Raw genomic sequence first — 11,984 nt, forward strand, 5'->3', positions numbered from 1 at the left:
GGCGCTTCGCCCGCACGATGCCAGTGCCTCTCCGCCGGTCGAGGCGTGGATGACGTCGAGCCTCCACCACGAGCTCCCGGATCAGCGAGTCATACTCGACGAAGAGTATGCGCACCAGCCGCTCCTTTCGGTCTGAAATTCTGCAACGTCTTTCGAACGGTCCCGCCTGAGCGTCGTTCCCTCGAGCTGCCAAGAGTGGAAGATCAGACGACTCACATCGGATTCATAGGAGGGGTACCTGCCATTCTTCCTCGCCCGGAGGTCCGCGTGAAACTAGGTCGCTGAAATCCTATGAGCGAAGCCGCTCTTGTTCGCGCACGACGTCTTTCGCCTGTTTGTCGGATCTGAGGCCTAGGTAGACGGGCTGGCGCAGTTCACCCTTGGTGGTCCACTCTGCGAACTTTACCTCGGCTACCAAGAAAGGTCTCACCCAGGTCGTGACTGTCTCATCCTTCACTTTCGCAGGAAAAGGCGACTTCGCCACTTGCAGCCGGGTTAGCCTAGAGTGAAGCTCCGCCAACGTTTGGTGACTGAAGCCCGTTCCCACATGCCCGATGTACCGCCAGGACTCCTTCTCCCTGACAGCAAGAACTAAGGCACCGAAGAAAGGCCTGGTGCGCCTTGGCGCCGTGAAGCCGACGATGACGACCTCCTGGCGCTTCGCGGTCTTGATCTTGAGCCAGTCCGGAGTCCGGCTTCCGGACGCGTATGCACCGTCGATGCGCTTCGCCATGATGCCTTCGAGCCCATCGCGCTCGGCCTCAGCGAAGAACTTCCTGCCCTTCCCCTTGCGGTGGCGGCTAAAACCGATCAGCCCGTGGCGCGGCAGAATGGTTTTGAGCCGCTCCTTGCGTTCGAGGAGAGGCCGCTTCCGCAGATCTTCTCCATTCGCGAACATGAGATCGAAGGCGAAATACAGCAGCTTCGCTTGATGGCGGAGGGCATTCTGAAGCAACTGGAAATGAGATACTCCGTCTTTTCCGATCGCGACCAACTCGCCATCGATCACGGCGTCGCCCTTCACCATCTCGAGCGCTGCGGCCACCTCGGTATAGCTGCGGCTGATAAGCTTGCCGTTGCGGCTGTAGAGAGCGGCCCTGCCGTCCCTGATTTCGGCAATCATACGGAAGCCGTCGTATTTGTCTTCGAAGACCCAGGCGGGATCGTCGAACGGATCATCTGTCAAGGTCGCGAGCATCGGCTGCAGGCGTTTCGGCAAACTCGACGTGCGGCCCATTCAGTTCTCCAAAACGTCCACCGGACGAACGCTCCGAGAGCATTGTCGGAGTGTACTTCGATGAGCGGACTTTCGTTGGCTCGGGACCGCTTCGCAGATGAGCCAGTGGCGGACGCCACGCCGGGTCTTACGTTCACCCTTTTTGTTTTTCTTTTGCGCTTCTTCCATCGGAGCTTTTAGATCGTTCTTCAAAGCGGTCAGCGCCCTTAGCTAGATCGTGTCCCGACTTGGTCTCGTTTTTCGCTTCTTCCTTAGCAGTCGCCTCGCGCAAGCCTTCAGCGGCCTGTTCCCCCGCTTTTGATGATTTTCGTCCGTGATCCATGTGAAGCACCTTTCCTGATCAACTACACGCTTCTCCAGGAAAACTCCGTGTCATCCCAGCTAAGTCGTAACAAACTTCAATTAGATCGCTTGGACAATTGTTCCAGTTCGGGCGAAGCTAGTGCGTCTACTGTGATGGGTTTCAGATTGCCGCAGGTCGGCCGCAAGGCACTGAGCGAGGCGCCCTTCGATGTGGCGTCATCCGCTCGAGGTCCAGACCGGCAGTGGTGAGGTTCTCGCCGAGGTCGCCCGCAGGGACCTCGAAGCCGGCATCAAGAAGGGACGCCAAGAGCTAGGATGGGATCAGATGGAACTGCCGGAACTTGGGCAGGCGGCGACGGACAAGGAGCGGTGCCGAACGAACGCGCCGGCGTGGGCGTCGCCTTCGACGCCGTGGCCTTCCACCAGGACTATGCGGTCAAGGGTCGCTTTGCTGAAGTGGTGCCTACGATGTTGTCCGAGCGCAATGTGCCCCGCTGGTCCGACCGGAGCGAATGCGCCTGCCGCGGCTGCGCCCTTCAGCGCTCCATATCGTGCCTGATCCGTCATTGTTGCTCCTTGGCTTCGCGCTGGAAACGGGCCGGCGGCGGGACCGTTCTTAGAGTCGGGCAGGTGGCGCGCCTACGTGGTTTTGGACGCCTTTGCCGCAGTGATGCATGGGTTGACCGGTCGGTTGGTCAGCTTTGAGCGTGCTGCCAGTGTGAGGTGATGTCGGCGCCTGTCTTATTGAGATGCACGTGCTGATCGACGTGATCGACCCATGAGAGCGGAATGAAGTGATGATGCTGACCGTCCGGCGAACTCTGCTTCGTCAGCTTGATCTTATCGGTTCCGTCCAGATGATCGACTTTTCCGACCATCTTCCTATCCGACGAAATCACGTCCATGTGTCCCTTGATCTTAGAAATGTCTGTCATCGGTATCTCTCAGTCAGCAATAATAATCGGTCGGTCCGGGAAACTTTTGATTGCTTCCCAACGCTCAGCATACGCCGATCAGGCCGCCCGCGAGAGCGAGCGCCGCTTCTGGCGGAGGTAGCGCGTGATCTCTGAAAGCGACATCGCGTTCAGGACCCGCTCGGCGGGGACACCACCCTTGCGGGCCATCAGGACGCCCCAGTGCATGTGGTCGAGCTCGGGAATCGAGTGCGCGTCCGGATTGATGCTCAGCATGCAGCCGAAGTCGAGGGCCGCCTGGTGCCAGCGCCAGTCCAGGTCGAGCCGCCATGGATGGGCATTGATTTCGACGACGACATCGTGCTTCGCGCAAGCACGCAGCACCTTCTCGACGTCGATTTCGTAGCCCGGCCGCCGCTGGAGCTGTCGCCCGGTCATGTGGCCGATGATGGTCGTGTGGGGATCGGAAATAGCCCCAAGCAGGCGCTGCGTCTGCGCTTTGCGATCCAACTTGAAGCGACCGTGGATGCTGGCCACCACGAAGTCGAAGCGCTCCAGCACGTCGTCGTCATAGTCGAGCGAGCCGTCGGCCAGAATGTCGGACTCGATGCCTTTCAGAATCCGGAAATCCTTGCCGAAGCGCTTGTTCAGCCGGTCGGCTTCCCGATGCTGCTGCGCGATCTCCTCGACGGAGAGACCGCCCGCATAGTGGGCAGACTTGGAATGGTCGGCGACGCCGAAATACTCGAAGCCTCGCTGGCGCGTCGCCTTCGCCATGGTCTCCAGGGTCTCGGTGCCGTCGGAGGCATCGGTGTGGCAGTGAAGGATGCCGCGCAGGTCCTGATCGGTGACGAGCATTGGAAGCTTGCCTTTCAGAGCCGTCTCGATCTCGCCGCGCCCTTCCCGGAGCTCAGGGTCGATGAAGGGCAGACCGAGGGCGCGGTAGATCTCCGCCTCCTCGCTGGCGATTAGGGTGCGCCCCTTGTGCAAGCCGTCGGGCTCCAATCGCATCCTCTTTTCCGCAGCCAAAGCTTGGAGTTGTTCGATATGAGTGGCGGAGCCTGTCGCGAAGAGGAGAGCAGCGCCGAAGTGCTTGCGGTCAGATACTCGGATTTGCAGCCCGTCGGCCGGTGGCGTCGATGTCTTGTCCGGCTTGGCCGCCTCCGCAACGATTACGAGGTCGCCGACGAGTTCGCAGCCTCGACGGAAATCACCGGCGAACGTCGCGCGCTTGAGTTCGGGCCGGGCATTCCGGATGGAATCACGCGCGTGCTCGAGCAAGGCGGCGGCACGGTGCAAGTGAAGGCGACCTTCTCCACTTTTGGCGATCGCTAGGTTCTGCAGGATCTTGGTCTGCAGCGCGGCGCCGAGTCCTTTTGCCTTCTTGATGCGGTCGTCCTTGGCAGCGGCTTCCAATTCCGCGAGCGAAGCGATGCCGAGATCCTTGTAGAGGCGCAGCACCTTCTCCGAACGAAGGCCGGGCACAGCGAGCATCTCGAGCACGCCCTCGGGAATCTCCTTCCGCAGCTTTTCGAGGCTGGGATGACTGCCCGTTATGTGAAGCTTGGTGATGATGTCGGTTATCGCGTCGCCGACCCCCGGGATCTCCATAAGCCGGTCTTCGGCGATGAGCACGTCCAGAGGGACGGCAAGAGCCGCCAGGCTGTCGGCGGCCCGAGAGTAGGCTTTCGCCCGGTAGGGATTGCCGCCTCGCAAGGCGGTGCGCTGCGCGTACTCTCGCAGGAGACTTGCCACATCGCGCGCGTCGAGCGAAGGCATTCAGCCAGCCTCCCGGTCCGAGCTTCGCGGCGCCGCCGGAGTAAGGCGACCCCCGGGGCGGTCGCTTGACCGACGATCGAGAGAGCTCTCCAGCTTCCGGGCCGCGCGAAAATCCTCGAGGTGCTGCGTGTTCGGGCCGTAAGCCGCCTCCTTCTTGAGAAGGTTATAGATCCGGCCGACCACAAGCTGCAGGTGCTTCATCCGGCCCTTCGGCATCGCTCGCGCCTTACAAAGAGCCCGGACTGCGTAGGCGCGGAAATAGTCGAAAGCGTCTGACATGATGTCAGTAAACGCCGGCTACCCCTCATGGTTCGATCAGCAGCCATGGGTCTCATTCTCCGGCGCCGGCGCCGCGGCGGGCTCGCGGCGTCGGCGTCACGGCCTGAGTGCTGCGTCAATCCGACCGGGAAAACTTGGAACCTCTGGGCGCAGCACATGTTGTGCCCGGCCAATACTGGAGGACGACATGAACAAGAAAGTTCTTCTGCTGCTGACGGCCGCTTCGCTTCTGACGGGTCCGTCGTTCGCGCAAAATCCGCCGGCGACCGAGCGCCCGAACAACAACGCGGTCAACAGTTCCGGCCAGAACAATTCCGACAAACCGGTTTCGGGGGCCAACAGCTTCACCGAGGGCCAAGCCAAATCGAAGATCGAGCAGGCCGGTTACACCGACGTCACGGGCCTGAAGAAGGACGACAACGGCGTGTGGCGCGGCAAGGCCAGCAAGGGCGGCACATCGACAAACGTCAGCCTGGATTTTCAGGGCAACGTCAACGCGGCCAAGTAACACTGAAGCGCAGTAGCGAACGCAGACAAGGATTCAAAATGACCGTTACGATTTCACGTCTCTACGACAACTATTCCGACGCACAGCGCGCGGTGACGAGCCTCGAAGCGGCAGGTCTGCCGCATTCGGAGGTGAGCATCGTCGCGAACAATTCGGACAACTGGTACAGCACAGACAAGAAAGTCGATCGCGACCGCGACGGTGTCGACGATCGTGCCGAAGGTGCTGCCACGGGGGCCGGCGTCGGCGCGGGTCTCGGCGGCGCAGCCGGTCTGCTCGCTGGCCTTGGACTGCTGGCCATTCCGGGCTTGGGTCCGGTGGTCGCGGCCGGATGGCTCGCCTCGACGGCGCTGGGCGCGGTCGCCGGCGGCGCCACGGGCGGAGTCGTCGGTGCGCTGACGCAAGCCGGCGTTTCCGAGGAAGAAGCACCTCTCTATGCCGAAGGCGTAAGGCGCGGCGGCACGATGGTTTCGGCCCGCGTTGCTGACGGCGACCGTGCGCGGTACGAAGCAATCCTCGACCAATCCGCCGTCAATCTGCGCGACCGCAGCGCGGCTTGGCAAAAGTCGGGGTGGAAGAGCTACGATCCCGCGGCGCAACCTTACGGCGCGGACGAGGTCCGCCGCGAGCGCCAACTCTACGGCACAGGCGTACGGTAAATCGGTTGGCAGCCCGCCTCCAAAGCGGGCCGCCTTTTTTTGCACGCGACAACGATCGAATACAGGAGCGGAAAATGAGCCGCGGAATGCCATCGATGACCGCCCTCTTGGGCATGCTCGCTCTCGCCGGTTACCAGAATCGGGACAAGCTGGCGGAGATGTTTCGCAACGCGACCACCGGGCAGCCGGCGGCAGGCAACAAGGATTCGCTAAGCGGCATGCTCGGCAACTTGGGCGGCCTCGTCGGCGGCGGTGGCGTGGGTTCGCTGCTCAACGGCGGGATCGGCGAACTTCTCGAGCACTTCAAACAGAACGGTCAGGGTGACGCCGCGCAGTCCTGGGTCGATCACGGGCCGAACCGGGAGGTCACGCCGCCCGAACTTAAGCAGGCGATCGGTCCGGATGTCCTGCAGAAGCTGGAACAGCAGACTGGAATGTCGCAGCAGGAGATACTCGACCGCTTGTCCCGCGAGCTGCCGACTGCCGTGGACAAATACACGCCCGATGGACGCGTTCCTTCTCCGTCGGCTGGTTAACACAACGCGCACTCGGAGGGAAAATGGGCATCATCTGGACGATCATCATCGGTTTCATCGCAGGAGTCATCGCGAAATTCATCATGCCCGGCGGCAACGAGCCGACTGGTTTCGTTCTGACCACGATCCTTGGAGTCGTGGGAGCGTTCGTGGCGACCTATCTCGGTCAGGGGCTCGGCTGGTATCGGCCTGGCGAAGGAGCGGGGCTGGTCGGCGCCGTCATCGGCGCGATCATCGTACTGTTCGTCTATGGGCTGATGGCGGGCAGGAGCGGCCGGGCTATCTAGACCGACCAAGCAGCAGGAGCCGCGGCGGATCGAAGCGCAGCGGCTCTTCGAAACCAAATCAAAGGTCTTCTCGCAGTCCCTTGAAGAACGGATGCCGGACCTTTCCTTCGGCGGACTTGGCCCTGTACTCGACCTCGGCCAACAGCTTCGGCTCGACCCAGATGCCCTTGTGTGCGATCCGCTTCGCGTAGGGTTGGGTCTTCCGGATCAGCGGCTTCAGACGCTTCTGCAACTCGGCAGCCGAAACCTTGTCGAAGCCGTGATCGACCTTGCCTGCGTAGACGAGGTCGTCGCCCTTTCGCCGTCCGAGGTATATGCCGTCCCATTTCCCCTCGTCGAGCGCGAAGCCGGCGATCGTCAGGGTCTCCCGCTGCGCGCAGGTCTTCTTCACCCAGTTGTTGCCGCGGCCGCTGGCGTATGCGCTGTCGCGTACCTTCGAAACGATGCCCTCGAGCCCGATCTTGCAGGCGTGTGCGAATATGTCGGCACCTTCAAGCTCGAAGCTTTCGCTGAACTGGATCTCGGTGCCGTCGATGATCTTCTTGAGTTCGGTCTTGCGCTGGAAGAGCGGCAGCTTCCGGAGGTCGCGGCCGTTCACGTACAGGAGATCGAAGGCGACCAGTACGATGCTGGTCGACTTGCCTTTCAGTTCGTTCTGAAGGACCGAGAAGTCCGTCGTGCCGTCCGCGGCGGGGACCACGATTTCACCGTCCACGATCGCCGACCCCGCTTTGATGTGCCAGGCGTCGTCGGCGACCTTCTTGAAGCGGTTGGTCCAGTCGTGGCCGCGGCGGGTGAATACCCTCACGGCTTCGTTCGCCAGCTGGACCTGGACCCGGTAGCCATCGAACTTGATTTCGTGAATCCATCGCGCCCCGGACGGCACCTTCTCGATCGATGATGCCAAGGCCGGTTCTACGAAGCCGGGGAACGGCGCCTTCACGCCGACCGCCGCCGGTTTACGTCGCTGAAACGCCACGCAACGAACTCCAACGCAACTGGTGGACTCAAGCCGGGACGGCAGGATTCGTTTCAGGAACCCCCGAATCCTTGCAGCGTTGCATCGCCGTCAGTTCGAAAGAGGAGGAGCCAATGGCGGCAGCGAAGAAGACAGCGCGTGGACGCAAGCAGGACCGGGCGCGCGTCGCCAAGGGACAGGACTACGAAGTCCGCTACGAAGCGAAGAAGACCGGCCGCTCGGCATCGGCCGTGAAGAAGGCTGTCAAGAAGGTCGGCAATAGCCGCAAGCGGGTCGAGAAGCGCTTGGGACGCTGAACCAGCGGCCAGTCTTCGCCGGTTTCTGCCAAACGTCGACACTCCGCCGGAAGACGAGCATACTTTTAGAGACCTTGTGTTGGCCGTCCTTATCGGTCAGCATGGGGAATATTTGTTGATCTTCTCGGTTTCACCCGGCCAATTTCAAGAGGGTGTCATGACAGTTCACGATCATTGGCAGATGGATGCCAGCGCTCCCGAATTGTATGAACGGTATCTCGTCCCCGCCATCACGTCGGTCTGGGCCGATGATCTACTCGATCGCATCGAGCCTGCGAAGGGCGAAAGCGTACTGGACGTGGCGTGCGGGACCGGTGTCGTGGCGCGACGGCTGGCCGAGCGCGGCCACGTCGGAAGGCTGGTCGGCATAGACCTCAACGGGGCCATGCTGGCCGTGGCCCGGGCGAAATCCAGCGACGTGGAGTGGACCGAGGGCAGCGCGCTGGATTTGCCCTTCGCAACGCGCAGCTTCGATCTCGTGCTCTGCCAACTCGGACTGCAATTCTTTCCTGACCGACCGCAGGCGCTCCGAGAGATGGCTCGCGTCCTCAGGCCGTCCGGACGCCTCGGGCTCAGCGTCTACAGCGCAATCGAGCACACTCCGGCGGCGAACGCTTTCGTTCAGGCGCTGGATGGGTTTCTCGGGCCAGAGGCCTCGCGGACCAAACGTGCCGAGCATCTTACGTGCAACGCCGACGAGGTGGGCAATTGGGTGCGCCAGACGGGCTTCGACCGTGTGGGTGTCGAGACCGTGACCAAGGAGATCGGCTTTCCATCGGCGCTCGACTACGTTCGCTTCCAGCTCACGGCGACCCCGATGGCCGCACTGTTGACGAGAGAGGACGACGCCGGACGTGAGCGCACGATCGCGGCTATCGCCGACGACGTGGCGGCCCGTCTGGATCCCTCGATACTCGCGAACGGCAGGCTGACGTTTCCACAGGAGTCCTTCGTGGTTATCGCATCGCTGCGCTGACCGTCCTTTTCGTTCGTCCGGGTCTGCTCGTGGCAGCCGAGCCTTGACAGCGTGCTGAAATTGGAAACGTCGATCGCAGGAGCTTCCGTACATGAATGAGCGTTCGAAGGAATCCGAGACACCGATTCATGACCGAGCGCTGCTGTTGCACGGCGCGAAGCGCAACCAGCTGTTGACCTTGGACGAGGTCCGTCGATACGGTAGCGACAGCTTCTCCGATCCCGACTTCGTCCGGCTGTACGGCATGAAGCCGGCCGAGTGGTACGCGCGCGGGGTGCGTTTGCTCGGCCGGACCGCCGTCGAGTGCACCCGAGATGCCGTTGCCGACCGCATCGGGCAGGACGTCGCGGCCGTCGCGGCGTCGCTTCCGGCACCGGGCCGGTGGGTCGTCGTCGATCCTTTCGCAGGCTCTTGCAATACCTTGTACTGGATATTGCGGCACGTGCCGCGATCGCGCGGGATCGCCTTCGAGTTCGACCCTCAGGTCTTTCAGCTGACCAAGCAAAACCTCGCGGCCCTCGATCGGGCCATCGATCTGAAGTGCGGCGATTACAGCGTCATGCTGGGTCAACTCCATACCGCGCCCGATGAGGCCATGATCGTCTTCGTGGCGCCGCCTTGGGGCACTGCGCTGAATGAGATGGAAGGCCTCGATCTGCGCCGGACAGAACCTCCCATAACCAAGATCATCGCGGAGTTCGGCGACGCCTTTGCCGCTAGGCGGATCCTTTTCGCCGTTCAGGTGTACGAGAAGTTGGATAAGGAGTCTCTGGCCGAGCTTCAAGGAAAGCTCGATTGGTCCGACCTGAAGATCTACGATTTCAATGCTGCCGGCAGAAATCACGGCGTTCTTTTGGGCACGCGAGGATGGACGCCCTGAAGGATTTATCGCGCTATGCCCGGCAGGAAAACCGGGTGAAGGCGTCAGCCGCTGCACGCCGGGCTCGACGTCGCGCATGTAGATCTCGCTGCGCAGAAACGCGATCTCGTCGTCGATGGCGGCCTCGTCGACATCGATGAACCACGACTTGTGTCTCCCGTCGCTGCCGTCGTTCCAGCGGTAGCCGCGCCGCTTCAGTGAATCCTTGAGCTCGAACGGCGACTGCTCCGCCCATACGCGCATCATCGGCTTGCGTGCGGTCTCTAGCAGTAGCGCGAGCGCCGGCGCGCCCGTATCCGGAAGCTCGAACGCGAGAACCTCGAGCAGAGCGTGGCAATCGTCGACCGCCCGGTGCGCTTGGTGGAAGAAGCCAACCCCAGTCAACAGGTAGCCGAGTTGCGCGCCTGCGAAGCCGTGCTTTCGCTAGTCGATTTCGGTCGCGCTGCAGCCCCAGGCCTTGTGCTCGAAGACCGGCCAATAGCGCTCCGCGAACTTCCGGTCGAAACCACTGTTATGCGCGATCGTGATGACCGCGTCGTCGACGAACGCGGAGACGGCAGCATCGTCGATCCGCTGGCCGGCGACCATCTCGTCGGTTATGCCCGTGATCGCGGTTATCTCGGGCGGGATGGGGGCGGAAGGTTCGTTGAAGGCGGCGAACGTATCCCTGACGCCGACGATCCGACCGTCCGGCGTGTAGTCGAACTTGACCATCCCAAGCTCGATGATCTCGTCCTTACGATGATCGAGGCCGGTCGTCTCTGTGTCGAGCAGGATGCCGGTCCTGGTTTCCTGCCCCGCTGGCCGGGACAACGGTATGCGCGGGACCAGGCGGCGCAGCACCCGATAGTCCGACGATCGGCTGAGTGCCTCGGCCAAGGCCGCGAGATCGGTCGTGTGTTGAAGCATCGATTCTCAAGGGATAGCGCTGTTCGCTTACCAGTGTGGCACAATACGGGCCCGCGAGGTATCCGAGATTCAAGCGATTCACGGCGTTTTCAGGAGCGTAGATGTTGTTCGGCCGGATTGCAGGCGCAGCAGCATCGGCTGAGCGGCTCGGCAGCGGGGCGGAGTTCGGACCGTCTCCCAGGGTTGGGAACACGGGCCGGCCCTCCTGCGTAGCGTCGTTGTTCACGACAGGCTGAGCGAGCAGCTCAATGGCGAGAAAACTGAAAACCTACGTCACGTCGCTGGGCTTCTACGACCAGGCGGTCGCGGCGCCATCGATGAAGGCGGCGCTGGAGGCCTGGGGCGCCAGCAGCAACCTCTTCCATCAAGGCGCCGCGCGTGAAACGGACGACCCCGACATCGTCGCCGTCACGATGGCGAAGCCGGGCGTGGTGCTGCGGCGTCCGGTCGGCTCGACCGGCGGTTTCACCGAGCACGCCGAGCTGCCGACCGACCTGGCGGAAGAGGAAGGCGCCAGACGTCCCAAGCGGCGTCAGGCCAAGCCTGCGAAGCGCCCGGCCAAGATCGACGACAAGGCCGCGCGCAAAGCCGCGCAGGATTTCGAGAAGGAGCAGCGCCGACAGGACGCCGAGCGACGCAAGGAGGAAGCGGCTCGCGAGAGGGACCGCGCCCGCCGCGACAAGGCTGTCGCCCAGGCGCAAGCCGATATCGAGAAGGCCAAGCGGGCGCACGACGCGAGAGTAGCTGATATCGAAGCCGAGCGGGCCACGCTCGACGAGCGCGCTCAGGCCGAGGACACGCGCTGGGAGCGGGAGCGCGAGAAGCTGCGGGCGGCTCTCCGTCGGGCGCGAGACTAGGACGCGCTGGAGCCGAGGCTCAGAACGGCTCGGCTCCGAGGCTGAGTCCGAAGGCCATGGCCGCCAACAATGACAGCAGCAGGCCGGCGCCGCAGAAGATCGCGACGATCTTCAGCTCCTCGGTATCGACTTCCGCGCGGGTCGCTTGTGAGAGCGCTCTGGCCAAGGTGACAAACATCGGTCTTCTCCGAAGAACGGGAGAGGACACCGTAGCTGGACGGGGCGTGGCGCCGTGTGAACTGGGTCTCACATGCTGGGCGATTTGAGCTCGCGGATGTGGCGCAGACGGCGAGCAACTGCAGTGAGCAGCGGTCGTTATCTTCCATGGAGAATGAGAGAGCCAAATTGCTGGCGCAGGCCGAACGGTGCCGGAGGCTTGTTGCCTCGATCACGGATCCGGACACGGTCGAGCGTCTCACTGATCTCGCCGAGGAATGCGAGAGGCGCGCGGCCGAGATCACCTCCCAAGGCGAAGAGGGCGATCGGTGAGGTTTTGCTCGAGGATCTATCGGGCCTCGCCAGAGCCCGAGAACAGCACCGTCGGAGGCGTCGCCCGCGGTGGGATCGACCTTCCGCCCGGGCTTC

At 62.6% G+C, this 11,984-nt stretch carries 15 protein-coding genes; 8 read left to right on the forward strand and 7 right to left on the reverse strand.

The window, feature by feature from the left end; all coding sequences use genetic code 11:
* Positions 1–289: 289 nt before the first annotated feature.
* The 4 genes from ligD (L6639_RS28430) to L6639_RS28445 form a co-directional block, all read right to left on the reverse strand.
* On the reverse strand, positions 290–1,237 hold the full coding sequence (gene ligD / locus L6639_RS28430) for a non-homologous end-joining DNA ligase (protein WP_237864903.1): 948 nt from the start codon (positions 1,235–1,237) through the stop codon (positions 290–292).
* A gap of 133 nt (positions 1,238–1,370) precedes the next feature.
* Positions 1,371–1,559, reverse strand: a complete 189-nt coding sequence (locus tag L6639_RS28435) for a hypothetical protein (RefSeq protein WP_080677645.1) — start codon at positions 1,557–1,559, stop codon at positions 1,371–1,373.
* A gap of 676 nt (positions 1,560–2,235) precedes the next feature.
* Complete coding sequence (locus L6639_RS28440) at positions 2,236–2,475, reverse strand: DUF2171 domain-containing protein (protein WP_237864904.1); 240 nt, start codon at positions 2,473–2,475, stop codon at positions 2,236–2,238.
* Between the two features lie 78 nt (positions 2,476–2,553).
* The gene (locus L6639_RS28445; RefSeq protein ID WP_237864905.1) at positions 2,554–4,233 is read right to left on the reverse strand and encodes a DNA polymerase/3'-5' exonuclease PolX; all 1,680 of its coding nucleotides are present in this window, start codon (positions 4,231–4,233) and stop codon (positions 2,554–2,556) included.
* Between the two features lie 466 nt (positions 4,234–4,699).
* Between L6639_RS28445 and L6639_RS28450 the strand changes: the two genes are divergently transcribed.
* The 4 genes from L6639_RS28450 (at position 4,700) to L6639_RS28465 (ending at position 6,502) form a co-directional block, all read left to right on the forward strand.
* Positions 4,700–5,020, forward strand: a complete 321-nt coding sequence (locus L6639_RS28450; RefSeq protein ID WP_237864906.1) for a hypothetical protein — start codon at positions 4,700–4,702, stop codon at positions 5,018–5,020.
* 38 nt (positions 5,021–5,058) lie between these two features.
* On the forward strand, positions 5,059–5,679 hold the full coding sequence (locus tag L6639_RS28455; protein ID WP_237864907.1) for a hypothetical protein: 621 nt from the start codon (positions 5,059–5,061) through the stop codon (positions 5,677–5,679).
* A gap of 74 nt (positions 5,680–5,753) precedes the next feature.
* Positions 5,754–6,215 (forward strand): YidB family protein, encoded by a 462-nt coding sequence (locus L6639_RS28460; protein ID WP_237864908.1) that lies wholly within the window; start codon positions 5,754–5,756, stop codon positions 6,213–6,215.
* A 23-nt stretch (positions 6,216–6,238) separates the two neighbouring features.
* Positions 6,239–6,502, forward strand: a complete 264-nt coding sequence (locus tag L6639_RS28465; protein ID WP_237864909.1) for a GlsB/YeaQ/YmgE family stress response membrane protein — start codon at positions 6,239–6,241, stop codon at positions 6,500–6,502.
* Positions 6,503–6,560: 58 nt separating this feature from the next.
* Here the strand turns inward: L6639_RS28465 and ligD (L6639_RS28470) are convergent, their stop codons facing one another.
* On the reverse strand, positions 6,561–7,481 hold the full coding sequence (gene ligD, locus L6639_RS28470; protein ID WP_237864910.1) for a non-homologous end-joining DNA ligase: 921 nt from the start codon (positions 7,479–7,481) through the stop codon (positions 6,561–6,563).
* A 113-nt stretch (positions 7,482–7,594) separates the two neighbouring features.
* Here ligD (L6639_RS28470) and L6639_RS28475 point away from each other — a divergent pair, with 113 nt between their 5' ends.
* The 3 genes from L6639_RS28475 to L6639_RS28485 all read left to right on the forward strand — a co-directional run bounded on the left by L6639_RS28475 (position 7,595) and on the right by L6639_RS28485 (position 9,633).
* The gene (locus L6639_RS28475; RefSeq protein ID WP_011090744.1) at positions 7,595–7,777 is read left to right on the forward strand and encodes a DUF3606 domain-containing protein; all 183 of its coding nucleotides are present in this window, start codon (positions 7,595–7,597) and stop codon (positions 7,775–7,777) included.
* Positions 7,778–7,853: 76 nt separating this feature from the next.
* Positions 7,854–8,753 carry a class I SAM-dependent methyltransferase gene (locus L6639_RS28480; RefSeq protein WP_237864911.1) on the forward strand — a complete coding sequence of 300 codons (900 nt, stop codon included), beginning with the start codon at positions 7,854–7,856 and terminating at the stop codon, positions 8,751–8,753.
* Positions 8,754–8,844: 91 nt separating this feature from the next.
* The gene (locus L6639_RS28485; protein ID WP_237864912.1) at positions 8,845–9,633 is read left to right on the forward strand and encodes a hypothetical protein; all 789 of its coding nucleotides are present in this window, start codon (positions 8,845–8,847) and stop codon (positions 9,631–9,633) included.
* A gap of 423 nt (positions 9,634–10,056) precedes the next feature.
* Here the strand turns inward: L6639_RS28485 and L6639_RS43515 are convergent, their stop codons facing one another.
* A complete protein-coding gene (locus L6639_RS43515) occupies positions 10,057–10,512 on the reverse strand; it encodes a 3'-5' exonuclease (RefSeq protein ID WP_377818950.1) in 456 nt (151 codons plus the stop codon).
* A 278-nt stretch (positions 10,513–10,790) separates the two neighbouring features.
* Here L6639_RS43515 and L6639_RS28495 point away from each other — a divergent pair, with 278 nt between their 5' ends.
* Positions 10,791–11,399, forward strand: coding sequence for a cell envelope biogenesis protein TolA (locus tag L6639_RS28495; protein WP_237864913.1), 609 nt, complete (start codon positions 10,791–10,793; stop codon positions 11,397–11,399).
* Between the two features lie 19 nt (positions 11,400–11,418).
* Here the strand turns inward: L6639_RS28495 and L6639_RS28500 are convergent, their stop codons facing one another.
* On the reverse strand, positions 11,419–11,577 hold the full coding sequence (locus L6639_RS28500) for a hypothetical protein (protein ID WP_237864914.1): 159 nt from the start codon (positions 11,575–11,577) through the stop codon (positions 11,419–11,421).
* Positions 11,578–11,984 lie beyond the last annotated feature (407 nt).

Source organism: Bradyrhizobium zhengyangense (assembly GCF_022012555.1).
In the GTDB taxonomy this organism is placed as follows: domain Bacteria; phylum Pseudomonadota; class Alphaproteobacteria; order Rhizobiales; family Xanthobacteraceae; genus Bradyrhizobium; species Bradyrhizobium zhengyangense.